The organism is Pseudomonas sputi, from assembly GCF_021603585.1.
GTDB classification, from domain to species: domain Bacteria; phylum Pseudomonadota; class Gammaproteobacteria; order Pseudomonadales; family Pseudomonadaceae; genus Aquipseudomonas; species Aquipseudomonas sputi.
Window position 1 is genome coordinate 394,434 of the sequence record NZ_BQHI01000002.1, and the last position, 24,209, is coordinate 418,642.

The 24,209-nt window shown below is 62.4% G+C and carries 24 protein-coding genes; 16 read left to right on the top strand and 8 right to left on the bottom strand.

The features are described 5' to 3' along the window. The first annotated feature begins 302 nt into the window (after positions 1-302). The 6 genes from kdpF to L6D81_RS04440 are packed head-to-tail and all read left to right on the top strand — an operon-like array spanning position 303 to position 8,199. Complete coding sequence (gene kdpF / locus L6D81_RS04415; RefSeq protein WP_007950940.1) at positions 303-392, top strand: K(+)-transporting ATPase subunit F; 90 nt, start codon at positions 303-305, stop codon at positions 390-392. A gap of 8 nt (positions 393-400) precedes the next feature. Continuing rightward, positions 401-2,095, top strand: coding sequence for a potassium-transporting ATPase subunit KdpA (gene kdpA / locus L6D81_RS04420; RefSeq protein WP_236178038.1), 1,695 nt, complete (start codon positions 401-403; stop codon positions 2,093-2,095). A gap of 10 nt (positions 2,096-2,105) precedes the next feature. Then, positions 2,106-4,163, top strand: a complete 2,058-nt coding sequence (gene kdpB, locus L6D81_RS04425; protein ID WP_236178039.1) for a potassium-transporting ATPase subunit KdpB — start codon at positions 2,106-2,108, stop codon at positions 4,161-4,163. 57 nt (positions 4,164-4,220) lie between these two features. Further along, positions 4,221-4,766: a potassium-transporting ATPase subunit KdpC gene (kdpC, locus tag L6D81_RS04430; RefSeq protein ID WP_236178040.1), complete on the top strand. Its 546-nt coding sequence runs from the start codon at positions 4,221-4,223 to the stop codon at positions 4,764-4,766. A 34-nt stretch (positions 4,767-4,800) separates the two neighbouring features. Beyond that, positions 4,801-7,452 carry a sensor histidine kinase gene (locus L6D81_RS04435; protein WP_236178041.1) on the top strand — a complete coding sequence of 884 codons (2,652 nt, stop codon included), beginning with the start codon at positions 4,801-4,803 and terminating at the stop codon, positions 7,450-7,452. A 48-nt stretch (positions 7,453-7,500) separates the two neighbouring features. After that, on the top strand, positions 7,501-8,199 hold the full coding sequence (locus L6D81_RS04440) for a response regulator (RefSeq protein ID WP_039770498.1): 699 nt from the start codon (positions 7,501-7,503) through the stop codon (positions 8,197-8,199). Here the strand turns inward: L6D81_RS04440 and L6D81_RS04445 are convergent. Next, positions 8,196-9,233: a patatin-like phospholipase family protein gene (locus L6D81_RS04445; protein WP_236178042.1), complete on the bottom strand. Its 1,038-nt coding sequence runs from the start codon at positions 9,231-9,233 to the stop codon at positions 8,196-8,198. The genes L6D81_RS04440 and L6D81_RS04445 overlap by 4 nt on opposite strands. A gap of 217 nt (positions 9,234-9,450) precedes the next feature. Between L6D81_RS04445 and L6D81_RS04450 the strand changes: the two genes are divergently transcribed. From L6D81_RS04450 to L6D81_RS04460, 3 genes are all read left to right on the top strand, one after another. Next, the gene (locus L6D81_RS04450; protein ID WP_011335323.1) at positions 9,451-9,729 is read left to right on the top strand and encodes a hypothetical protein; all 279 of its coding nucleotides are present in this window, start codon (positions 9,451-9,453) and stop codon (positions 9,727-9,729) included. 77 nt (positions 9,730-9,806) lie between these two features. Further along, positions 9,807-10,574, top strand: a complete 768-nt coding sequence (locus tag L6D81_RS04455; RefSeq protein ID WP_236178043.1) for a CHAD domain-containing protein — start codon at positions 9,807-9,809, stop codon at positions 10,572-10,574. Between the two features lie 121 nt (positions 10,575-10,695). After that, positions 10,696-11,490: an acyl-CoA thioesterase gene (locus tag L6D81_RS04460; RefSeq protein WP_236178044.1), complete on the top strand. Its 795-nt coding sequence runs from the start codon at positions 10,696-10,698 to the stop codon at positions 11,488-11,490. Between the two features lies 1 nt (position 11,491). Here the strand turns inward: L6D81_RS04460 and L6D81_RS04465 are convergent, their stop codons facing one another. The 3 genes from L6D81_RS04465 to L6D81_RS04475 form a co-directional block, all read right to left on the bottom strand. Then, the gene (locus L6D81_RS04465) at positions 11,492-11,857 is read right to left on the bottom strand and encodes an Mpo1-like protein (RefSeq protein WP_039770492.1); all 366 of its coding nucleotides are present in this window, start codon (positions 11,855-11,857) and stop codon (positions 11,492-11,494) included. Between the two features lie 120 nt (positions 11,858-11,977). Further along, positions 11,978-13,459: a methyl-accepting chemotaxis protein gene (locus tag L6D81_RS04470; RefSeq protein WP_236178045.1), complete on the bottom strand. Its 1,482-nt coding sequence runs from the start codon at positions 13,457-13,459 to the stop codon at positions 11,978-11,980. Between the two features lie 108 nt (positions 13,460-13,567). Further along, positions 13,568-14,374: a TatD family hydrolase gene (locus L6D81_RS04475; RefSeq protein WP_236178046.1), complete on the bottom strand. Its 807-nt coding sequence runs from the start codon at positions 14,372-14,374 to the stop codon at positions 13,568-13,570. 236 nt (positions 14,375-14,610) lie between these two features. Here L6D81_RS04475 and L6D81_RS04480 point away from each other — a divergent pair, with 236 nt between their 5' ends. The 3 genes from L6D81_RS04480 (at position 14,611) to L6D81_RS04490 (ending at position 17,133) form a co-directional block, all read left to right on the top strand. Then, positions 14,611-16,032 carry an MltF family protein gene (locus L6D81_RS04480; RefSeq protein ID WP_236178047.1) on the top strand — a complete coding sequence of 474 codons (1,422 nt, stop codon included), beginning with the start codon at positions 14,611-14,613 and terminating at the stop codon, positions 16,030-16,032. A gap of 107 nt (positions 16,033-16,139) precedes the next feature. Next, a complete protein-coding gene (locus tag L6D81_RS04485) occupies positions 16,140-16,574 on the top strand; it encodes a DoxX family protein (protein WP_236178048.1) in 435 nt (144 codons plus the stop codon). 250 nt (positions 16,575-16,824) lie between these two features. Continuing rightward, the gene (locus L6D81_RS04490) at positions 16,825-17,133 is read left to right on the top strand and encodes a hypothetical protein (RefSeq protein ID WP_011335317.1); all 309 of its coding nucleotides are present in this window, start codon (positions 16,825-16,827) and stop codon (positions 17,131-17,133) included. A gap of 3 nt (positions 17,134-17,136) precedes the next feature. On the opposite strand, the gene greB is transcribed toward L6D81_RS04490, so the two are convergent. Genes greB through L6D81_RS04505 form a run of 3 tightly spaced genes read right to left on the bottom strand, consistent with a single transcriptional unit; the run spans position 17,137 to position 20,856 of the window. Next, a complete protein-coding gene (gene greB / locus L6D81_RS04495; protein ID WP_236178049.1) occupies positions 17,137-17,634 on the bottom strand; it encodes a transcription elongation factor GreB in 498 nt (165 codons plus the stop codon). Positions 17,635-17,668: 34 nt separating this feature from the next. After that, on the bottom strand, positions 17,669-20,173 hold the full coding sequence (locus L6D81_RS04500) for an ABC transporter permease (protein WP_236178050.1): 2,505 nt from the start codon (positions 20,171-20,173) through the stop codon (positions 17,669-17,671). Next, positions 20,173-20,856 (bottom strand): ABC transporter ATP-binding protein, encoded by a 684-nt coding sequence (locus L6D81_RS04505; RefSeq protein ID WP_236178051.1) that lies wholly within the window; start codon positions 20,854-20,856, stop codon positions 20,173-20,175. Before L6D81_RS04505 ends, L6D81_RS04500 begins: the two co-directional genes overlap by 1 nt. A gap of 10 nt (positions 20,857-20,866) precedes the next feature. Between L6D81_RS04505 and L6D81_RS04510 the strand changes: the two genes are divergently transcribed. From L6D81_RS04510 to L6D81_RS04520, 3 genes are all read left to right on the top strand, one after another. After that, positions 20,867-21,472 carry an arylesterase gene (locus L6D81_RS04510; protein ID WP_192561918.1) on the top strand — a complete coding sequence of 202 codons (606 nt, stop codon included), beginning with the start codon at positions 20,867-20,869 and terminating at the stop codon, positions 21,470-21,472. 57 nt (positions 21,473-21,529) lie between these two features. Then, complete coding sequence (locus L6D81_RS04515; RefSeq protein WP_003226812.1) at positions 21,530-21,823, top strand: hypothetical protein; 294 nt, start codon at positions 21,530-21,532, stop codon at positions 21,821-21,823. A gap of 109 nt (positions 21,824-21,932) precedes the next feature. Then, complete coding sequence (locus L6D81_RS04520) at positions 21,933-22,904, top strand: L,D-transpeptidase family protein (protein WP_236178052.1); 972 nt, start codon at positions 21,933-21,935, stop codon at positions 22,902-22,904. Between the two features lie 123 nt (positions 22,905-23,027). On the opposite strand, the gene oprI is transcribed toward L6D81_RS04520, so the two are convergent. After that, positions 23,028-23,279, bottom strand: a complete 252-nt coding sequence (oprI, locus tag L6D81_RS04525) for an outer membrane lipoprotei OprI (protein WP_025113130.1) — start codon at positions 23,277-23,279, stop codon at positions 23,028-23,030. A gap of 637 nt (positions 23,280-23,916) precedes the next feature. Here oprI and L6D81_RS04530 point away from each other — a divergent pair. Further along, positions 23,917-24,198: a GNAT family N-acetyltransferase gene (locus tag L6D81_RS04530; RefSeq protein WP_007955658.1), complete on the top strand. Its 282-nt coding sequence runs from the start codon at positions 23,917-23,919 to the stop codon at positions 24,196-24,198. The last annotated feature ends 11 nt before the right edge of the window (positions 24,199-24,209 follow it).

Genomic DNA, 24,209 nt, shown 5'->3' on the forward strand with positions numbered 1-24,209 from the left:
CAATTGTGCGCCAGTTGGGTGCGAAGTTGTCTTTGCTGCCGTCTTCGCGAGCAAGCCCACCCCCGCATTTTGAAATGCGCTCGTCCAAATAACGTATACCCCTGTGGGAGCGGGCTTGGTCCGGGCGGCGATCCGACGAAGAGGCCCGTCCACACGACGCAAGACTGTGCTGTAACGCCGCCGTAAACCCACTCTTTACGCTTTCTTTATGCCCCGCGCGCACCCTCGGTCTCGTTCCTTTACAGCCTCCTTTCCGACAATGCCTCCACACGCGGCAATACGCCGTAACACGGAGATCTTCCATGAGCGTTCTGGACGGGGTGTCACTGCTGCTGGCAGTGGGGCTGTTCATTTATCTGTTGGTTGCGCTGTTGCGCGCGGATCGGACTTAGGAGCGGCTATGCACAGTTATGACTATGGGCTGATCCTCGCATTCTTCGCGGTGGTCTTGCTGCCGGCGCCGTTCCTCGGGCGCTTCTACTACAAAGTGATGGAGGGCCAGCGCACCTGGCTGACGCCGATTCTCGGCCCGGTCGAACGTGGCTGTTACCGCATCGCCGGGGTCAATCCGCAAGATGAACAGAGCTGGCAGAAGTACACGCTGGCGTTGCTGGCGTTCAACCTCGCCGGTTTTCTGCTGCTGTTCGCAATTCTCGTGTTCCAGGATCACCTGCCGCTGAACCCGCAAAACCTGCCGGGCCAGGAGTGGACGCAAGCGTTCAACACGGCGGTCAGTTTCATGACCAACACCAACTGGCAGTCCTACAGTGGTGAGGCAACCCTCAGCTATCTGAGCCAGATGGTCGGCCTCACCGTGCAGAACTTCGTCAGCGCCGCCACCGGCCTCGCCGTGCTGGTTGCGCTGTGCCGTGGCATCGGACGCAAATCCACCAAGACCCTCGGCAACTTCTGGGTCGACATGACCCGCGCCACCCTTTACGGCCTGCTGCCGCTGTGCCTGCTGCTGGCGCTGTACCTGGTGTGGCAGGGCGTGCCGCAGACTTTCGCGCAATACGTGAATGCGGTGACTCTGCAAGGCGTCGATCAGGTGATCCCGCTGGGTCCGGCCGCCAGCCAGATTGCGATCAAGCAACTGGGCACCAACGGCGGTGGTTTCTTCGGCGTCAACTCGGCGCATCCGTTCGAGAACCCGACCGCCTGGAGCAACCTGTTCGAAGTCGCGTCGATCATCCTGATCCCGGTGGCGCTGGTGTTCACCTTCGGCCATTACGTGAAGGATCTGCGCCAGAGCCGCGCCATCATCGGCTGCATGCTCGCGCTGTTCATCATCGGCGGCGCCACTTCGCTGTGGGCCGAGTATCAACCGAACCCTGCCTTGAACAACGTCGCCGTTGAACAGACCGCGCCGCTGGAAGGCAAGGAAGCGCGCTTTGGCACCACCGCCACCGTGCTCTGGTCGGTGACTACCACGGCGGCGTCGAACGGTTCGGTCAACGGCATGCATGACAGCCTCAACCCGCTCAGCGGCATGGTCGCGCTGGTCAACATGATGGTCGGCGAAGTGATCTTTGGCGGCGTCGGTGCGGGGCTCTACGGCATGTTGCTGAACGTGTTGATCGCGGTGTTCCTCGCCGGCCTGATGATCGGCCGCACCCCGGAATACCTCGGCAAGAAACTCCAGGCCCGTGAAGTGCAACTGCTGGTCGTCACCCTGCTGGTGATGCCGGTCGGCGTGCTGGTGCTCGGCGCGATTGCTGCGAGCCTGCCGGGTCCGGTGGCGGCGGTGAGCAACCCCGGCCCGCATGGTTTCAGTCAGTTGCTTTACGCCTACACCTCGGCCAGTGCCAACAACGGCTCGGCGTTCGGCGGCTTCGGCGCCAACACAGCGTTCCACAACCTGATGCTGGGCCTTTGCATGTTGATCGGCCGCTTCGGTTACATCCTCCCGGTACTGGCCCTGGCCGGCAGCCTGGCGATGAAGAAAACCGCACCGATCGGCCAGAACAGTTTCCCGACCCACGGCCCGCTGTTCGTGACCCTGTTGACCGTGACCATTTTGCTGGTGGGCGGCCTGACCTTCTTGCCGACCCTCGCATTGGGCCCAATCGCCGAACATCTGAGCATGGGCTTCTAAGGAGTCAATGATGAATATGCCCGCAATCAAACCTGCCGCCATCAAGGCGCCGGAACAAGCGAAAACCGCGATCAGCGCCCTGTGGCGTCCGGCGCTGGTGCAAGCGTTCGTCAAGCTCGACCCGCGCCAGTTGCAGCGCTCACCGGTGATGCTGGTGGTCGAACTGACGGCGATCCTGACCACCGTGCTGTGCTTCATTCCTGACAGCAGCGTGCCGACTTTCGTCGCCGCACAAATCGCGCTGTGGCTGTGGTTCACCGTGCTGTTTGCCAATTTCGCCGAAGCGCTGGCCGAAGGTCGGGGCAAGGCCCGCGCCGACAGCCTCAAGGCCGGCAGCGAAGGCCTCAGTGCCCGACGCAAGCTGGCTAACGGCAGCTTCCAGGTGGTGCCGGCCACCAGCCTGCGCAAGGGCGATCTGGTGCGCGTCGAGGCGGGGGAGATGATCCCCGGTGACGGCGAAGTCATCGAAGGCATCGCGGCGGTCAACGAAGCGGCGATCACCGGTGAATCGGCGCCGGTGATTCGCGAGTCCGGCGGCGACCGTTCCGCCGTCACCGGCAACACCCGACTGGTGTCCGACTGGCTGCTGGTGAAGATCACCGCCAACCCCGGTGAATCGACTCTGGACCGGATGATCGCGCTGGTCGAAGGCGCTAAACGCCAGAAGACTCCGAACGAAGTGGCGCTGGACATGCTGCTGATCGGCCTGACCCTGATCTTCCTGCTGGTGGTCGTGACCCTGCAGCCGTTCGCCCACTTCGCCAACGGCAGCCTGCCGCTGGTGTTCCTGGTGGCGTTATTGGTCACGCTGATTCCGACCACCATCGGCGGTCTGCTGTCGGCCATCGGTATCGCCGGGATGGATCGTCTGGTGCGCCTGAATGTGATCGCCAAATCCGGTCGTGCGGTGGAAGCCGCGGGTGACGTGCATGTGTTGCTGCTGGACAAGACCGGCACCATCACTTTCGGCAACCGGCGTTGCAGCGCGGTGTATGCCGCGCCGGGTGTGGATGCCCGTGAACTGGCCGAAGGCGCGCTGTTCGCCTCGCTGGCCGATGAAACTGCCGAAGGCAAGTCCATCGTCGAGTACCTGCGCGGCTCCAATCCGCAGCCGGAACCGGCGCCGGAAACCCTGACCGCCGTGCCGTTCAGTGCGGAAACCCGCTTGTCCGGTGTCGACTATCAGGGCCGTGTGTTTCGCAAGGGCGCGGTGGATTCGCTGCTGGCCTTCCTCGGTCAACAACGCAAGGATCTGGCCCCGGCGCTGTCCCGGGAAATCGACAAGATCGCCCAGAGCGGCGGCACGCCGTTGCTGGTCTGCGCCGACGGCAAACTACTGGGTGCGATCCACCTCAAAGACGTGGTCAAGCCGGGCATCCGCGAGCGTTTCGCCGAGCTGCGCAAGCTGGGGATTCGCACGGTGATGGTCACCGGCGACAACCCGTTGACCGCTGCTGCCATCGCGGCTGAAGCGGGCGTCGACGACGTGCTGGCCGAAGCGACTCCGGAGAAAAAACTGGCGCGCATCCGTCACGAGCAGAACGACGGTCGTCTGGTCGCGATGTGCGGCGACGGTGCCAACGATGCTCCGGCGCTGGCCCAGGCTGACGTCGGCATGGCGATGAACGACGGCACGCAAGCGGCGCGCGAAGCGGCCAACATGGTCGACCTTGACAGCGACCCGACCAAGCTGCTGGACGTGGTGCAGATCGGCAAGGAATTGCTGGTGACCCGTGGCGCGCTGACGACCTTTTCCATCGCCAACGACGTGGCCAAGTACTTCGCGATCCTGCCGGCCCTGTTCGCGGCGATCTACCCGCAACTGGGCGTGCTGAACATCATGCAGTTGAGCAGTCCGCAGAGCGCGATCCTGTCGGCCATCGTCTTTAACGCTTTGATTATCGTCGTGCTGATTCCGCTGGCCCTGCGCGGCGTGCGGGTGCAGGCAGCGAGTGCGGCGGCATTGCTGCGACGCAATCTGCTGATCTATGGCCTGGGCGGGATTCTGGTGCCGTTCGTGGGGATCAAGGCGATCGACATGCTGCTGACGGCGTTGCATCTGGTTTGAACCTGAACAGCGGTGTGCCGGGCACACCGCTTCAAGCACGAATTCGAGGATTTTGAGATGTCCACACTGTTACGTCCGGCCCTGAGCCTGCTGGTGCTGATGACCCTGGTCACCGGCGTTGCCTATCCGCTGGTAGTTACGGGCGTCGCGCAAGTTGCCTTCCCCGAGCAGGCCAACGGCAGTCTGGTGCGCGACGCCGAAGGCAAGGTGCGCGGCTCGTCGTTGATCGCCCAGGATTTTGTCGGCGATGCCTGGTTCCATCCACGTCCATCAGCCGGTGCCTTCGCCACCGTGTCGAGCAGTGCGAGCAACCTGTCGCCGAGCAATCCGGCGCTGGCCACTCGGGTGATCGATGACGCCAACAAGTTGCAGGTGCCCGGTCAGGGCCCGGTGCCGCTGGCGCTGTTGACCACCTCCGGCAGTGGCCTCGATCCGCACTTGCCACCAGCGGCGATTGCCTATCAACTGGCGCGTGTTGCGGCCGCGCGTAATGTGCCGGTAGCGACTTTGCAACAACTGCTCGACGCGCACGTCGAACAGCCGCTGGTGGGCCCGCCGGTGGTGAATGTGCTGGCGCTGAACATGGCGCTGGAAAAGCTATGAATCGCGATGACACCAGGAAGAGAGAGCTTCAAGCATGAGTGACTCCGGCCGCGCCGACGCGCTGTTAGCAGAACTGCCCCGCGACGGACGCGGCCGGCTCAAGGTTTTTCTCGGCGCAGCGCCGGGCGTGGGCAAGACCTACGCGATGTTGCAGGCAGCCCACAGCCAGTTGCGTCAGGGCGTGAAAGTCATCGCCGGGGTGGTTGAAACCCACGGCCGCGCCGAAACCGAAGCGCTGCTTGGCGGCCTGCCGCAATTGCCGCTGGTGCGCTCGCAATACCGCGGTGTGACGCTTGAAGAAATGGACCTCGACGGCCTGCTCGCCGCCAAGCCGAAACTGGTGCTGGTCGACGAACTCGCCCACAGCAACGCCCCCGGCAGCCGCCACGCCAAACGCTGGCAGGACATTCAGGAGCTGCTCGCCGCCGGCATCGACGTCTACACCACGGTCAACGTCCAGCACCTGGAAAGCCTCAACGATCAGGTGCGCGGCATTACCGGTGTGCAGGTGCGCGAAACCTTGCCGGACTGGGTGTTGCAGGAGGCCTACGAACTGCTGCTGATCGACCTGCCGCCCCGGGAACTGCTCGAGCGCCTGCGCGAAGGCAAGGTCTACGTGCCGGAGCAGGCACGCGCCGCGATCGATGCATTTTTCACCCAGACCAACCTCACCGCGCTGCGCGAACTGGCGATGCAGACCGCTGCCGCGCAGGTCGATAACGATCTCGCTCAGGGCTATCGCCAACTCGGCCAGGCCGCACCGGCAGTGCGCGGTCGCTTGCTGGTCGGGGTCGATGGCGATACCCAGGCCGAACGGCTGGTGCGTCACGCCAGTCGGGTTGCCCAGCGCCGGCATTTGCCGTGGAGTCTGGTGCACGTCGACAACGGCAGCGTGCGGGACGAGCCATCGCGCCTGCGCCTGCAAAGTGCCCAGCAACTGGCCGAACGCCTCGGTGGCGAGGTGGTGTTGCTGCGGGCCGGCGAAGTGGCGAAAACCCTGATTCAGCATGCGGCTGAACGCCGGGCAAGTCTGGTGCTGGTCGGCCAGTCGCGGCCGCGCCTGCGCAGGCGTCTGTTTGGCGGTGGACTGGCGGCGCGTTTGTTGCGTCAGGCCCATGGCCTGGAAATCAACGTGCTGGACAGTGATCAGGAACAGCATCAACCGCGCCCGCGTTCAGCACCGACGCTGGTGTGGTTCGACTATGCGCTGGCGCTGGTCGCCACGGTGTTGGCCAGTGCACTGGCATGGGCGGTGTCCAGCGTGCTGCCCTTGCCGAACATCTCGCTGGTGTTTCTGGCGGCGGTGCTGCTGGTGGCCGTGCGCAGCAGTCTCGGCCCGGCGCTGGCCTGTGCGGCGTTGTCGTTTCTGACCTACGACTTTCTGTTCATCCCACCGAATTTCTCCTTCAGCATCCAGCGCGAAGAAGACGTGCTGACGTTGCTGTTCTTCCTGCTGATGGCGGCGCTCACCGGCAATCTCGCGGCGCGCCAGCGTCGGCAATTGCAGGCGCTGCGCGATACCCAGGAAGAGACCACTGAACTGCTCGACCTGTCGCGCAAACTCACCGCCGCCACCGACCGCCAAGCCGTGGTCAGCGCCGCCGCGCAGCACCTCAATGGCTGGAGCGATCTGCAATTGTGCCTGCTCAATCGCGACGGGCAGGGCGGCTGGAAAGTCGAGACCGGCGGGCCTTTGCAGTTCACCGAATCCGAACGCGCCGCCGCCGACTGGGCCTGGCAACACGATCAACCGGCGGGCATGGGCACCGGCACGTTGCCGTTCGGGCGCTGGTGGTGGTGGCCGCTGTCAGTGGAGGACGGGCCATTGGCGCTGCTCGGTGTGTGTGCCAAAGAGGGTCAGACATTGAGCGGCCAACGCCGTCGGTTGCTGACCGCGTTGAGTCAGCCTTTGGCTCAAGCATTGGCCCGGGCACAACTGGCCGATGACCTGGAAGCTGCGCGCCTGCACGGCGAAACCGAACAGCTGCGCAGTGCCTTGCTGGCTTCGGTGTCCCACGATTTGCGCACGCCGCTGACTTCGATGCGCGGCAGCATCGACAGCCTGCTGGCGCTCGGCGAAGCGATTCCGCTGGCGGATCGTCGCGAGCTGCTCGAAGGCACCCGCGATGAAGCCGAACGTCTCGATCGCTACATCCAGAACTTGCTGGACATGACCCGTCTCGGCCACGGCGCCCTGAAGCTGGCGCGGGACTGGGTGTCGCCGGCGGACATCGTCGGCAGCGCGCTCAATCGTCTGCGGGCGGTGTTGTCGTCGCTGCAAGTGAGCACCGATGTACCGGCCGAGTTGCCGCTGCTGTACGTGCATGCCGCGTTGATCGAGCAGGCGCTGGTGAACGTGCTGGAAAACGCCGCACGCTTCTCGCCGTCCCACGGCCGTCTGCAATTGCGCGCCGGGGCGGATGACAGCGAAGTGTTTTTCTCGGTCAGCGATGAAGGGCCGGGGATTCCGGTCGATGAGCGGGCGAAGATTTTCGATATGTTCTACACCGCTGCCCGAGGTGATCGGGGCGGGCAGGGCACGGGGCTGGGGCTGGCGATCTGTCAGGGCATGGTCGGCGCCCACGGCGGGCGAATCAGCGTCGGCGACGGCATCGACGGACGCGGCACCTGCATCACCCTGCACCTGCCGTTGCAGACGCAACCGGGGATGGACGGTGAAGCCTGATCCGCACTGCGCTACTCTCTTGCCACTCTTTTGTGTTGATGTGAATTCATGAGCCAGACCGCGACCATTTTGGTCATCGATGACGAACCGCAGATCCGCAAGTTCCTGCGCATCAGCCTCGCTTCTCAGGGCTACAAGGTGCTCGAGGCCGGCACCGGCGCCGAGGGCCTGGCCCAGGCGGCGCTGAACAAACCGGATCTGCTGGTGCTCGACCTCGGCCTGCCGGACATGGACGGCCAGCAAGTGCTGCGCGAGTTTCGCGAATGGGCCACGGCGCCGGTGCTGGTGTTGTCGGTACGCGCGAGCGAAGGGCAGAAAGTCCAGGCGCTGGATGGCGGCGCCAATGACTACGTGACCAAGCCGTTCGGCATTCAGGAGTTTCTCGCCCGGGTGCGCGCCTTGTTGCGCCAGGCACCCGCCGGCGAAGCGCAGCAGGCCGCGTTGAATTTCGGCCCGCTGACCGTGGATCTGGCCTATCGCCGGGTGCTGCTCGACGGCGTTGAAGTCGCCCTGACCCGCAAGGAATATGCAGTGCTGGCGCAACTGGCGCGGCATCCGGGGCGGGTGATCACCCAGCAGCAATTGCTCAAGGACATTTGGGGCCCGACCCACACCGAGGACAGCCACTACCTGCGGATCGTGGTCGGTCATCTGCGGCAGAAACTGGCGGACGATCCGACCCGGCCCCGGTTCATAGTGACCGAGGCGGGCGTCGGTTATCGCTTGTTGAGCGAGAGCAGCCTTTAGCTCTGCTCGCTCTCATAGCGATCCAGGGTATCCCGGGCAATCTCGCGACCCAGCGCGATCAGTTCCGGCGCCTTATAGAACTCGAAGAACCGGCATACCCGTTTCGGCACGTTGATCAACACGTCCGGTGGGTAGCCGGCGATCTTGTACTGCGCCAGCGAGGTCTGCATCACCTCGAAACTCTGGTTGATCAGGTCGAGCAATGAAGCGGGCCCGACGTTATCGACGATGAACGATCCGGTGGCGGACTTCGGTGCGCCATCGCGTTCAGGCGCGGCGGCCGGTTGCTGGGCTTCCGGCTCGGCGCTTTCGACCCACGGATTGATGTCTGCGGCTTCGGCACGCAGCGCTTCCTGTTCCAGCAACAGCAATTGCTCGGCCTGTTTGCGGCGGAACGGCATCTTCGAACCGAGCGAATTGATCAGGCTGTCAAAGCGCGTACGGAACGCGGCGGGCCGCTGGATCACCGGCAATTTGTAATGGCGCTGGTTGGTCGAGTTGAGGTTGACCGCGATGATCAGGTCGCAATGGCTCGACACCACCGGCACGATCGGCAATGGGTTGAGAATGCCGCCGTCCACCAGCATTCGGTTGCCCTGCATCACCGGGGTGAACAGGCTGGGAATCGCCGCCGAGGCGCGCATGGCCTGATGCAGGCAGCCCTCCTGAAACCAGATCTCCTGCTGGTTGGTGAGGTCGGCGGCCACCGCCGTGTAGGGAATGCGCAGGTCTTCGATGTTGATCTCGCCGACGATCTTGCGGATCTGACCGAAGACTTTCTCGCCACGGATCGCGCCGAGGCGAAAGCTGACGTCCACCAGGCGCAGCACGTCGAGGTAGTCCAGGCTTTCGATCCAGTTGCGGTATTCGTCGAGCTTGCCGGCGGCGTAGATTCCGCCGACCACGGCCCCCATTGAACAGCCGGCAATACAACTGATGTCATAGCCCCTTCGTTCGATCTCTTCGATGACCCCGATATGGGCATAACCCCGGGCGCCACCCGAGCCCAGCACCAGTGCGACACGCTTTTTCATCCAACTTCCTCCCGACAAGGTTCCACAATGCACCCATCGAGTGCCGGGCTTCAATCGCCGGGGTCGCTCGGGGCGGCGATGGCGTCGTTTTTTCGATACTTCCTGACCTGTCGGCGTTATCTTTTGCCGTGCGCTGTAATCGCGGGGCCCAAGGCACTTTTTCGCTGGCGCACCGTCTTACCTGCACGACTGTTGACCTATCTTCGAGGTGTGAGTGATGAAAGCCTGGATCTGTGTGCCGTTGATGGCCCTGGCATTGGCCGGTTGCGCCGGCAAGACCGCTTACCGCGACAGCTGCGGCAGTCAGCTCGACGCGGCGTGGCATGAACTGGATCTGGCCAAGGCCGAAGGGTTTGCCGGCACCGTCAGCTATTCCAAGGCGCTGTCGCTGTTGACGGCGGCCAAGACCCAGCAGCAATTCGAAGGATTCGAAGGCTGCACCAGGAAAGCCGAGAAGGCGCGTTTCTATATTCGCGAATCCCGCGCGGGGCGCTAAGCTGCTGACGTGGCGCAAGGGCAGGTCGCTCGCGCTGGCGCACACTCATGCAGCGTCATTGAATTCAGGAGCAAGTAATGTCTGCGTTGGTTGATCGGCTGGTGGCCCATGTCCTGAGCCTGGAAGTACGGCTGCTGGCCTGTCAGGCCCGTTTGACCGCTCGAACCGACCCTGAAGCACTGCACGACCTGCGCACCACCGTGCGGCGCTTGCGCAGTCTGCTGCGACCGTTGCGCGGCTTGCCGGGTGTAGAGCAACTGGAAAGCGCGGCGGCCAGCGTCGGGCAACTGACCACGCCGTGGCGCGACCGCGAGGTGCTGGCGGCCTGGCTGATCAAGCATGATCAGCCCGAAGCCGCGCAACGGCGCATGGCGCAGATGGCCGAGGCTTATCCGGCCTTGGCGGCCAGCGCCGAAGTGGCGTCGCTGCTGATGATCCTTGATGCCTTTCCACGTTTTCTGCGTGCGTCCCAGCGCCAGGGCTTGCTCAAGCGCCTGGATAAACGCATCGAAAAGCGCCTGGGCAAACAATGGAAAAACCTCGACGTGGCGCTGCACGACCCGGCCCACGACCGCCATCGCCTGCGTTTGCTGATCAAGCGCGTGCGCTACGGCATCGAGGCTTATCTGGAACTCGATCGTCTGCCCGAAGCTGCGTTGCCCCGTCTGAAATCCGCACAAGGCGCACTCGGTGACTGGCACGATTGCTGGCAATGGCTGGCCCGCGCCGAGCAGGAACCGGATCTGCAACCTTGCGTCGCCACCTGGCAGGCGACCATGATCCAGGCCGAAAGCAAGGCTGACCAGGTGCTGGAAAAACTCGACGCGACCTGCTTCAAATCCTGAAACCCGTTGGCGCGCAGCACTGCTGTCTTATCTGTCAGTCTCTTTGACCGGAATGGACGCTGCGCCGCTCTGCCGCGCTGGTTAAGATCCGGTCATTCCCTTTTTCGTGTCCGAGGTTTCCATGCGCTTTTGCGATCTGATCGATGCTGTCCGTCGTCAACCGGAGGTCACGATTCCGGCGGAGTGGGGGCAGGGCCGAGCCAGTTTTGGCGGCTTGGTTGCCGCCCTCCAATTTGAAGTGATGCGCACCAGGGTGCCGGCCGATCGACCGGTGCGTTCGCTGGCCATCACTTTTGTCGGCCCGGTCGAGCCCGGAGTGCCGGTGAGCTTCGAGGTCGAGGTACTGCGCGAAGGCAAGGCGGTCAGCCAGGTGCTGGGGCGTGCGGTGCAGAACGGTCAGGTGGTGACGATGGTGCAAGGCAGTTTCGGGGCTTCGCGGCCGTCGGAAGTGGCGGTTGAAGCCTATCCGGCGCCGGAGATGAAGCACTGGGAAGACTGCCAGGAGCTGCCGTACATCAAAGGCGTAACCCCCGAGTTCATGCGTCATCTGGCGATGCGCTGGAGTGTCGGCGGCATGCCGTTCACCGGCAATCAATCGCGGCTGATGGGCGGCTGGGTGCGTTTGCGTGGCGATGTGAAGGAAGAGCCGGTCAACGAAGCGCACCTGCTGGCGCTGGTCGATGCCTGGCCACCCGCGCTGTTGCCGTACCTGAAGAAACCGGCGCCGGGCAGCACCCTGACCTGGACCATCGAATTCGTTCAGCCGTTACGGGATGTGAGCACGCTGGACTGGTGCCAGTATCTGGCGGACATTGAGTATGCGACTGACGGTTACGGCCATGTCGCCGCCAAGCTGTGGAGCGCGAAGGGTGAACTGATTGCCATGAGTCGGCAGACGGTAACGATTTTCGCCTGACTCAATGCCGGCGATGGCGTTCACGCCAGGCGCGATACCAGCCGCCACTGAGGAAGAACCGCGGAAACGTCAGAAACTGCTCGACCAACAGGCGCGAGACGGCGTCCTTGCGATCACTGAACGGCTCGGAGGCTTGCGCCTCCAGGCTGTGACCATGGCGCTGCAGACCCAGCGCCGCGATGATGCCGATCACGCCGATCGCCACGCTGGCCAGACTCAGGCTGAACACACCCGAGACGATCAACAGAAACGCAACAATGAACAGCGGTACGGCAATCAGGTGCAGCACCAGATTGGTCGGGTGCTGATGGTTGTTCGGGTACGCGCGCCATTGCCACGCGGGAAGGTTGGGGTGACGTTTGCCCATGTTGCTGCTCCTCGATCCATGTTCGGTACATGATTGAAGAATAGGCCCGGGCAGCCGGGGCGGCGAATCAAGGTTGGCTATTGAAGTGATAGGGACAATGGCCATTTCTGATGTTGACCCCTAGAGCTTGAGCTGACCGATCGCCTGGTTCAGTTCCCCGGCCAGTTTCGCCAAGTCGTTGCTGGTGGTCGCCGAATCCACGGTCTGCTGCACGGTGTTTTCGGTCACATCGCGAATGCTCACCACTGCACGGTTCATCTCTTCGGCGACCTGGCTCTGTTGTTCCGCCGCCACCGCAATCTGCGTGTTGCTTTCGCGCATCTGCGCCACCGCCCCGGTGATTTCCGCCAGCGCTTCACCGGCCTCTTGCGCCTGCTGCACACAGTCGTCGGCCTTGTACGAACTCTCCTGCATGAAGTCCACCGCATCGCGGGTCCCGGCCTGCAACGCCGACACCATGGTGGTGATTTCATCGGTGGAGGTCTGCACGCGTTTGGCGAGGTTACGCACCTCGTCGGCCACCACCGCGAACCCGCGACCCATTTCCCCGGCACGGGCCGCTTCGATGGCGGCGTTGAGTGCCAGCAGATTGGTCTGCTCGGCGATGCTGTGAATCACGCTGACCACGCCGTTGATCTTCTGGCTGTCCTCGGCCAGGCGCTGGATCATCTCGGCAGTCTGCTGCACGCCGCTGGACAGCCCGGCAATCGAATGCTGGACGCGGGTCACCACTTGCTGACCGCTGCCGGCCAGGCCGTCGGCGGTCTGCGACAGGTCGCGTGTCGCGCCAGCGTGCTGGGCGATGTGGTAGACGGTGGCGGTCATTTCGTTGATCGCCGTGGCGGCCTGATCGGTTTCGCTCTGCTGGCCGAGCATGCCGTGACGCACCTCGTTCATGCTCGATGCCAGTCGCGCGGCGCCGACGTCCAGTTGCCGCGCAGTGTTGGCCACGGTGGTCACCACGCGCTGATAACCGGCCTGCATTGCATTGAACGCGTTGGCCATCTGCCCGACTTCATCCTTGCAGGCCAGCGGCACCCGGGCGGCGAGGTCGCCGGTTTTCTCCACGTGCAGCATCACGTCCTTGAGGGTGTTGAGCTGACTGAGCAGGAAGCGGATCAGCAACTGTGAGGCACCGAGCATCGCCAGCATCAGGATGAACACCGCCATCGCATAGTTGGCGAAGCGCTCGCGGAATACCTGGCTGAGGCTGGGGGCGTAGGCGATCACGGCGACCTGCTGGCCATCGGCACGGCTGAATACCTCGGCGCCGAGCAGCGGGTTTTCGCCGAACAATGGCAAGTGACTGATCTCGATCCAGCCGTTGCTGTCGGTGATCTCCAGCAGCGGCTGATCGTTGAGGCGCGGCGCGTCACCGCGTTTGAAGGTCAGCACCTGATCGGATTTGGGCAGCGCTTGCCCGGTCGGCCAGGCCTTGAGCAATTGCGCCTGGGCCTGGGCCGAGGTTTGCGCGGCGTGACTGCGGGCCTGTTGTTCAAGCTGTACGGCGTACAGTACCAGCAACAGGGTGGTGACAAAGGCGACCGCGTTGACCGCCCAGAATTTGTATTTCAGCGAAATATTGCTAAGCCAGGTACCCATGGAGGTCTTCTCTGATAGCGGAAACAGTTTTGGCAAGGTGCCATTATTGTGCCGCTACCCAGATGCCCGGTTCTTGATGTGCATCAACAAGTGATGCATCTGCCTCTTTCAAGGCAGGTCAGGTAGACCGTAGAACGCCCGTGCGCAGGCGGTAGTGTGGGCGGCCAGGTCTGCCTCGGTTTCGCCTCGATGCAACGCGACTTCACGCAACACTTCAGTGAGATACGCCGGCTCGTTGCGCCCGTTTTTCGGTTTTGGCCGCAGTGTGCGCGGCAGCAGGTACGGTGCATCGCTTTCCAGCATCAGGCGACCGCGCTTGATTTCCTTCACCAGCGGGTGCAAATGGGTGCCGCGACGCTCGTCGCAGATCCAGCCGGTGATGCCGATGTGCAAGTCCAGATCGAGGTAACTGAACAGCGCTTTCTGCTCACCGGTGAAGCAGTGCACCACGGCGGCGGGCAACTGATCACGGAAGTCGCGGAGGATTTCCAGCAGACGCTGGCTCGCATCACGCTCGTGGAGGAACACCGGCAATTGCAGCTCGACGGCCAGCGCCAGATGCTCTTCGAGGACTTTTTCCTGCTGCGGACGCGGCGAGAAATCGCGGTTGAAGTCCAGCCCGCATTCGCCCACCGCCACCCCGTTCGACTCCTGCAGCAGACTGCGCAGATGCCGTGCACTGTCGGCATTCCAGTCGCTGGCCGAGTGCGGGTGAATGCCGGCGGTGGCAAACAGTCGCTGGCCGTCCGGATCCAGTTGCTGGCACAGTTCCAGCGCCTGTTCGCTGCCCTCGACACTGGTGCCGGTCAGTACCAGTTGGCAGACCCCGGCAGCGTAGGCGCGGTCGAGCACGGCCTGGTGTTTGTCGGCGAAACTGGGGTTGGTCAGGTTGACGCCGATATCGATGAGTTGCATGGTGCTACCTCGGGCCGAAGGCCGGAAAGCATATCAGAGCTGTAGATTTATAAGAAAAGCCAAGAACTACAACGGCTTATGGCTGTCTGTTGAGGCCGCGAGACAGGCCGGGCTGGCAGAGTTGCCATCACTGTGCCAGTCTCTCGCACTTTATCAGCGCTCCAGGCGCTCTGTTTTCGTCGGTGTTTTACGGCCGCTCAGCGGTAAAAACACCCCGTATTCTTTCCGGAGAGTGGATGGTTCGTCCCTCGGTTTTGCTCCTGCTGTGTGGTTCGCTGCTGTTGCCGATGACCGCGGTCGCGCGGTTGCCCGGACCGCTGCAAGCTGTGCCGGCGGCCAAGGTTCGCGACCTGACCGAGATCCGCAGCAGCCGTGTCCTGCGGGTGCTGGTCAACCAGAGCCGCAACAGCTCCGGCGAAGTCCAGGGTCAGGCCATCGGCATCGAATACCACCGTCTGCGCGCCTTCGAACAATACCTCAACGGCCACGCCCGCGACGGCCAGGAAATCACCCTCAAGATCATCCCCAAAGCCAAGGATCAATTGCTCGGCGCGCTGCAGCGTGGCGAGGGCGATCTTGTTGCGCCGGGCGAACTGCTCGAGTTGCAACCGGGTCACGCGGTCGCCAGTAGTGAGCCGATTGCCAGCAACGTGCCGTTGCTGCTGGTCGGCATCAAGGGCGAGAAACGCTACACCAGGGTCGAGCAGCTGGCCGGCAAAACCCTGGCGTTGTCCACCGGCAGTGCGGCGGGGGAGGCGGTCAGTCAGCTCAACCAGAAACTGGCATTGCACAAACTGGCGCCGATCAAGATTGAATGGGTCGATCCGACTCTCGCGGTCGAGGATGTACTGGAGATGGTCCAGGGCGGGATTTTCCACCTGACCATCGTCGAGCAACCGATTGCCGAGCGTTGGGGCAAGATCCTGCCCAAGCTGCGTTTCGACCGGCAGGTGATGATCAGCGAACCGGGCGAGGAATACTGGTTCGTGCGCCGTGATGCGTCGATGTTGCGGGCGAGCATCGACCGCTTCCTGACCGGCTACAAGAAGCCGGCGAACGAAGATGCGGCCTTCCTGCGGATCTACCGCCGGCTTTATCAAGTTCACTATCCGTTGGCCAAGGCTGATCGCCTGCGTCTGGAAAAACTGCGTCCTACCCTGCAGAAACACGCCGAAGCGCAAAACATGGACTGGCTCAACCTGGCGGCGCTGGCTTTCAAGGAATCGGCGCTGCAGCCCAGCGCGCGCAGCGGCAGTGGCCCGACCGGGCTGATGCAGATCACCCCGTCCGCTGCGCAGCGGGTCGGCGTCAACAATATCCAGAATCTCGATGCGAATGTGCAGGCAGGGGCCAAGTACCTGGCGATGATCCGCCGCAAGTTCTTCAACAGCCCGAAACTCAACGAGCGCGAGCGCATGGCGTTCACTCTTGCGGCGTACAACATCGGCCCGGAGCGGGTGCAGGGGATGCGTGCCGAAGCGCGACGGCGCGGTCTGAATCCCAACCAGTGGTTCTTCCAGGTCGAGCGCATTGCCATGGAGCAGGTGGGAATGGGGGCCGTCAGCTATGTTAATAGCGTGAACAAGTATTACTTGGCGTTCGACCGGGAGCGGGAGTCGTTGGAGCCCCGGGGACAGAAAGTTGTCTCACGCAAATGATCTAATAAATTGATTGTTATGGCGGAATTTTTGCGCTTTTAACATGAAATTAACTGATTAATATGGCGACCAACCAACAAGCACTTCTGACAACAAGGAAACGCAACATGAGCTCTCTGATCAACAAGGTTCTGTTCACCCGCGCCGGCTACGGTCTGACCATCCTGCGCATTGTCGTCGGTGTGATCTTCGCCGCACACGGCTCGCAGAAACTCTTCGGCCTGTTCGGTGGCTATGGCCTGGCGGGTACGGCGCAATACATGGAAAGCATTGGCCTGACTCCGGGTTACCTCATGGCCACTCTGGCCGGCGGTACCGAATTCTTCGCGGGCCTGGCGCTGATTATCGGCCTGCTGGTTCGCCCGGCTGCATTGGGTCTGACCTTCCTGTCGCTGGTGGCCATCTTCACCGTGCACATCAGCAACGGTCTGTTCATGGCCAACAACGGTTACGAGTTTGCACTGGCCCTGCTTGGCGGCAGCCTCGCGGTGCTGATCGAAGGTGCCGGCAAGCTCTCGGTGGATCGCGCCATCGCCGGTTGAAGGCTCTGGCTCAAGCAAAAGGCCCGCATTGTGCGGGCCTTTTTTGTTGCGGCCGATTCTTGACACTGGCCGGTCACGTTCTCTAGGATGCCGCTCATGCGCCGATTTAAACAGCTACTTGCGGGGCGCCAGGTGACTATTCTTCAGTTGCCGTCAGAAGCCGGAACAGGGCTTCGAAATACCGCTAAAGCGCTGGTTCGGTGTTGCCTCTCACCTGCCATGCAGACTTTTGAGGCAGAGACACGACACGATGAATGCACTACGCCCTCCAGCACGTCCCGCGCCGATCACGGCACATATCACTCAGCGCAATCCGAAAATCCTGCTTGGCGGCAAACATCAGCCGACGCTATTGCGTTATCTCGATGGCTGGCCACGTCGCAGCGGCGGTCCTGCCGCATTCCTGATCCAGTTTGTCGAAGACGGTGAGTCGCTGGCGCGTTTTGCCGATGACAGTTTCGATCTGGCCGTCATTCAGGCCCCGAGCCGTGAAGAGGCGCCGGAAATGATTCGCCAACTGACCCGCGTCGCACGCCAGGGCCTGATCACCCGGCGCTGAGCGTCAGGGATATTCGATCGCCACGATGTAGACGAACTGTTCGCCGGTGGGCGTCTGTACCCGCACTTCAGCATCCAGCGCCTTGCCGATCAGGGCGCGGGCCAGTGGCGAGTCGATGCTGATCAGGCCCAGTTTCAGATCCAGTTCGTCCGGGCCGACGATGCGATAGCGCGACTGTTTGCCTTCTTCATCTTCAATAGTCACCCAGGCGCCGAAGTAGACCTTGTTCGGATCACTCGGTTTTTCGCTGACCACTTTCAACGCTTCAAGGCGTTTGGTGAGAAAGCGCACGCGGCTGTCGATTTCGCGCAGCATTTTCTTGCCGTAGGTGTACTCGGCATTTTCCGAACGATCACCCTGAGCCGCTGCCTCGCTGACCGATTGCGTCACTTGCGGGCGGCGCACATGCCACAGCTCATGGAATTCGGCACGCATGCGCGCTTCACCTTCGGGGGTGATCAGCGCGGTGCCGGCGGTGCGGGGAGGGCGATAACGGCTCATGGCTACTTCTTTTGATTAAGACGGCTTGAGTCTATCAACCCTCGCGCAACACTGTCAGCGGACTGGCGTTCAGTGCGCGCCGCGTGCCGAAGACGCCGGCGCCACCGATCAGCGCTGCGCCGATCAATGGCAACAGCAGCAACCACGGATGGGGATGCCACGGCAGGTCGAAGGCGAAGCGATACAGCACCAGGCTCACCACTTCCGACCCGATCGCCGCGAGCAATCCACTGACCGCACCGAGCAAACCGAACTCGATTCGGCGCGCCTTGATCAGCAACTGCCGCTCGGCCCCCAGCGCACGCAACAGCGCCCCCTGGCGAATGCGCTCATCCAGCGTTGCCTGCAACCCGGAAAACAGCACCGCCATCCCCGCCGCCAACACAAACAACAACACATATTCCACCGCCAGGGTGACCTGGGCGAGGATGCTGCGCAGCTGTTCGAGCAAGGCTTCGACCTGCAGGATGGTCACCGCCGGGAATGTCCGCGACAGCTCGACAATCTGCTGGTCGTGACCGGGCGCCAGATAGAAGCTGGTCAGGTAGGTCGCCGGCAGATCCTTCAGGGTGCCGGGCTGGAAGATCATGAAGAAGTTCGGCTGGAAGTTGTCCCAGTTGATCTCCCGCAGGCTGGTGACCTTCGCTTCGCGATTGACCCCGCCCACGCTGAACACCATGTGATCGCCCAGTTTGAGCTTCAGGCTTTCGGCCACCTTGCCTTCCACCGAAACGCCCGGAACGTCATCCGAGGGTTGGCCGGTCCACCACGAACCGGCGGTGATCTTGTTGCCCGCCGGCAGATCGGCAGCCCAGGTCAGGCTCAGGTCGCGCTGGATGGCGCGGTCGCCGGCCGAATCCTTGCTGACAATCTGCTGCACCGCTTCGCCATTGATGCTGATCAGCCGTCCCGGTACCACCGGGTACAACGGCGCGGCCTGGGCCGAGACATTGACCAGGTGATCGGTAAAGGCCTGTTTGTCCGCCGGCAGGATGTTCAGGGCGAAATAGTTGGGTGCGTTTTTCGGCAGCTGGTTCTGCCAGGTGTCGAGCAGTTCGCCGCGCAGCAAGGCGATCAACGCCATGGACAGCAGGATCAGCCCGAAGGCCAGTGACTGGCCGGCGGCTGCCAGGGGATGGCGCAACAACTGACCCAGTCCCAGACGCCACGGCAGGGACGCGCGCGCGAGCAGGCGACGCAGGCTCTGCAGCAGTAACAGCAGCAAGCCGCCGAGCACCAGCGCGGCGACCACACCGCCGCCGAGCAGGGCGAACGTCAGCAGCAGGTCCAGACTCAGACGCCACATGATCAGCCCGAGCGCACCGAGTGCTGCGCCGTAAACCATCCAGGTACTCGATGGAATCGGCAGCATGTCCCGGCGCAATACCCGCAGCGGCGGCACCCGGCCCAGTGCGGCGAGCGGTGGCAGGGCGAAACCGGCCAGTGCCACCAGTCCGGTGCCGATCCCGGCCAGCGCCGGCAGCAAGCCACCCGGCGGTACGTCGGTCGGCAGCAGATCATGCAGCAGCGCGAACAAGCCCAATTGCGCGAGCCAGCCGAGCAGGGCGCCGCCGAGACTGGCGAGCAGGCCGAGCACCGTCAACTGCAGACTGAACAGCACCAGGGTTTCCCGGCGCGACAGACCCAGGCAACGCAGCAGGGCGCTGGCATCGAAGCGGCGACTGGCGAAGCGGTTGGCCGACAACGCCACCGCCACCCCGGCCAGAAGCACGGCGACCAGACTGGCCATGTTCAGATAACGTTCGGCCTTGCCCAGTGCGCCACCAATCTGCCGATTGCCATCGCGGGCATCCTGAATCCGCTGATTGGCGGCGAGGCCCGGTTTGATCAGTTGGCGATAGGTTTCCAGCGCTTGCGGCTCACCGCGCCACAGTTCGCGGTAGCTCACCCGGCTGCCGGGTTGCACCACGCCGGTCGCGGCGAGGTCATCGAGGTTGATCAGCACTCGTGGCGTGAGGCTGTAAAAGTTGCCGGCACGATCCGGTTCGTAAGTCAGCACTCGCGTCAGTTTCAATGTCTTCATGCCGACATCGATGCTGTCGCCGATCTTCAGGTCCAGTGCCGTCAGCAGACGCGCTTCGACCCAGGCTTCACCGGGCTGCGGCTCGCCTCCGGCTTCCTCTGTCGCGTAAGGGGCGGGAGCGCTTTTCAGTTCGCCGCGCAACGGATAGGCGCGGTCGACCGCTTTGATGCTGGAGAGCTGAATGCCGTTGTCCGTGGCGATGACGCTGGAAAATTCCACCACCTGCGCATGATCCAGGCGCAGTTCGGTGCCGCTCCTGATTTGTTCCGGACGGGCCGGCGAGCTGCCTTCGAGCGACAGGTCGGCACCGAGAAACTCGGTGGCGCGCAGCATCATTGCGCCGTTGAGGCGGGCGCCGAAATAGCCGATGGCGGTACTCGCCGCGACCGCCACCACCAAGGCGAAAAACAGCACCCGCAGTTCACCGGCACGCGCATCGCGCAGCAGTTGACGCAGGGCGAGACTGAACAGACGCAACAGCGGCAGACGTGCCATCAAGGCTCCAGAGGGGCGACCAGCAGGCCGGCTTCAAGACGGATCAGGCGCCGGCAACGATGGGCCAGGCGTTCGTCGTGGGTCACCAGCACCAGGGTGGTGCCGCGTTCCTTGTTCAATTCGAACAGCAAGTCGCTGATGCGCTCGCCGGTGTGGCTGTCGAGGTTGCCGGTGGGTTCGTCGGCGAACAGCACATCCGGTTCGGCGGCGAAGGCCCGGGCAATCGCGACGCGCTGTTGTTCGCCACCGGAAAGCTGGCGTGGCGAGTGAGTCAGGCGCTGGCCGAGGCCGACCCGTTGCAGTAACTCAGTGGCGCGGCTTCGGGCGTCTTTGCGGCCGTCGAGTTCCAGCGGCAGCATGACGTTTTCCAGCGCGTTCAGACTGTCGAGCAACTGAAACGATTGAAAGACGAAACCCACGTGTTCGGCGCGAATGCGCGCGCGCTGGTCTTCGTCGAGCTGGCTCAGGGCTTGCCCGGCAAGGGTTACTTCGCCGCTGCTTGGCAGATCAAGGCCGGCGAGCAGGCCTAGCAGGGTGGATTTGCCGGAACCGGAGGCACCGACGATCGCCAGGCTGTCGCCCTTGTTCAGTTCCAGGCTGAGTTCGTGCAGGATGGTCAGTTCACCTTCCGCGCTGGGAACCACTTTGCTAAGGTTCTTCGCGGTGAGAATGCTTGCGCCCATGGAGAATCCGATGCGTGTGTGGTTTTTGAGTGCTGGCCTGGCCTTGATGTGCATGGCCCAGAACGCAGCGGCGGGTACAGTCCTGATCGTTGGCGATAGTATCAGCGCCGGTTTCGGGCTGGATACCCGGTTGGGGTGGGTGTCGTTGCTCGAACAGCGGCTCAAGACCGAAGGTTTTGACGATAAGGTGGTCAATGCGTCCATCAGTGGCGACACCAGTGCCGGAGGCCAGGCGCGGCTGCCGGCGCTGCTTGCAGAGCACAAGCCGGAACTGGTGATCCTCGAATTGGGCGGCAACGATGGCCTGCGTGGAATGCCACCGACGCAATTGCAACAAAATCTTGCTTCGATGATCGACAGCTCCCGCCAGAGCGGTGCCAAGGTGCTGTTGCTCGGCATGCAATTGCCACCCAACTACGGCAAGCGCTACACCGATGCCTTTGCCGAGGTCTATGGCAAACTCGCCGAGGAGAAAAAAATCCCGTTGGTGCCGTTTTTCCTTGAAGGTGTGGGCGGGCATCCCGACCTGATGCAGGCCGACGGTCTGCACCCGGCGGCCGGGGCTCAGGGCAAGTTGCTGGAAAATGTCTGGCCGACGCTAAAACCGCTGCTATGAGGCTTTTCTAGCGGCAGGCTTTCGGCTAATGTGGCGCCCCCTTATTTGGAGCCCCCGATGCCGCGTCCTGCCTGGTCCCTGTTCGCCTACCAACTGATCGAGCCTGACGAACAGCTGGACCTGTTCGCCTGCCAGGAAGTGCGGGTGCATCTGGTGACCCGTCAGCTGGAGCTCGGCGGATCGGCGGATCGAACCCTGTGCGGCAGTCTGCTGCCGGCGCAACCGCGCTGGTCGAGCGTGGATCGCCGGGTGTTTCAGGATCAGCGCCTGTGCTCGCTGTGCCGGGCGATCCTCGAATCGCAGAAGCGTGGCACCTCGCCGATCTGGCCTGAGCTGCGTTTCGAGCTCTGAGCCCTTTTTTGCCGATATCGCGGTCCATCGGCGCATCTCCCCGAATTCCCTGGGCGCGGTGTACAATCGCGCTCTTATACCCTTGTCGATCTTGCGAAGGATTCTCCGGATGTTGCCGCGTTTTCCTGCCGTCACCCGCTGCCTGTCTCTTGCCGCCCTGTGTGTGGCCGGTCCCGTTGCCGCACTGGAGTTTCCCTTGCCACCACCCGGTGAGGACATCATCGGCCAGGTACAGGTGATCAAGGCCAAGTACGAAGACACCTTTGCCGATCTGGGCACCGCCAACGATCTGGGCTATTCGGAAATGGTCGCGGCCAACCCGGGCGTCGATGCCTGGTTGCCGGGTGCCGGTACCGAGGTGGTCTTGCCGACCCGCTTCATCCTGCCGCCGGGTCCGCGTGAAGGCATTGTGATCAACCTGGCCGAATACCGCCTCTACTACTACCCGAAAGGCCGGAACGTGGTGTACACCTTCCCGCTGGGGATTGGTCGTGAGGGCTGGGGTTCGCCGATCGCCCATACCACGATCACTGCCAAGACGCCGAATCCGACCTGGACTCCGCCAGCCTCCATCAAGGCTGAACACGCCGCCGATGGCGATCCATTGCCGAACGTGGTGCCGGCCGGTCCTGACAATCCGCTGGGCCCGTTCAAGTTCACCCTGGGTACGCCAGGCTACCTGATCCACGGTTCGAACAAGAAGTTCGGCATCGGCATGCGCACCAGCCACGGTTGCTTCCGCATGTTCAACAACAACGTGCTGGAAATGGCCAGCATGGTGCCAGTGGGGACGTCGGTGCGGATCATCAACGATGCCTACAAGTTCGGTCGCAGTGGCGGCAAGGTCTATCTGGAAGCGCACACACCGATTGACGACAAGGGCAACCCGTCGGTGGTCGACAAGCATACGTCCGTGATCAATGCGATGCTCAAGCGTGAAGACATCACCAACAATCTGCGTGTGAACTGGGATTTGGTGCGTGATGTGGTCGCGGCTGAGGATGGCCTGCCAACCGAAATCGGTGCACCGAATACGTCACCGCCGATCGTTTCGAACACGCTGATCGATCTGCAGCAATAAGCTGAGAGACAGAACCCGCCGATGCTTGTGCAACGGCGGGTTTTTTGTTGCCTGAAGAAAGCCTCGGGCACAAAAAAGCCGACCCAAAAAATGGGTCGGCTTGATAACAATCCCGAAGGATTATTACTTGCGGCTAGCTTTGTCCAGCATGCGCAGAGCGCGCTCGTTAGCTTCGTCAGCAGTCTGTTGTGCTTTTTGAGCAGCAGCCAGCGCTTCATCAGCTTTACGGTAAGCTTCGTCTGCACGAGCCTGGGCGCGAGCAGCTGCGTCTTCAGTAGCGGTCAGACGTGCTTCGGTTTCTTTCGATGCGCTGCTGCAACCGGTAGCCAGAACTGCGGCCAGAGCCAGAGCAGAGAATTTCAGAACGTTGTTCATCGTGTTCCCCTTCAAGGACTTTCAATTAAGTGGCTGTCTCCTCCGATTGAGGAAATAGCCGGCGTACATACTACCCATTACTTGTAGTAAGTAAACTGACGTGAGGCAAGAAGCAAAAAAAATTGTAGGCGTTGATTCTTTTTCGAGCAACTTTTAACTGCGCTGTATAAAAAATGTTCAGTTGTAAGCCGCGAGATGAGCGAGTTGATGAGAAAAAGTTCCCGTTGCCGTGCGTTGTTTTGCAGGCAGTGGTCAAAGTCTGTCTATATGGATTCGTCCACACTTTTGTTGCGAATTTGCGCAGCACCTCGCATATCTTTGTCCATGTTGAGGTGACTTTAAAACGGGGGGCTCGTCTTAAGTCTCAACATCCGGCGATGTTCAGCCTTTCGGCTCGGGAAGATCGTCTCCCGAACCGGCCCTGAGTCCACCGGAACTGCCTTGTCACTCTGCATGATGACGAGTGTACCTTGAGCATTTTTGCCAATGGTGCCTACTATTTGATACGTGCTCGGGTTGCGCGAGATCGGTGCAGTTCTTCTCGGTGTCCGTCAGGCACGGGGTGGCGTAGATGTTCCTTCGCCGGGAAAACATCGGTAAGGTAGGGGTCAGAATTCGAGACCCGCGAGGAGTAGTGATGAGCGAGGCGTTGTCCATCCACCATGACCAGGCTGGTCATCAGTTCGAGACCAATGTGGACGGTCATCGTGCCTACCTGACCTATATGGATCTGGGGAAACAGACCCTGGATATCTACCGCACCTTCGTGCCCAACGCCTTGCGTGGCCGAGGCATCGCGGCAGCCCTGACCGAACGGGCGCTGCAATACGCCGATGAAATGGGCTACACGGTCATTCCGTCGTGCTCCTACGTGGAGCGTTATATGGAGCGTCATCAGCGGCGCACCGCCAAGATCTGACTGACCTCACC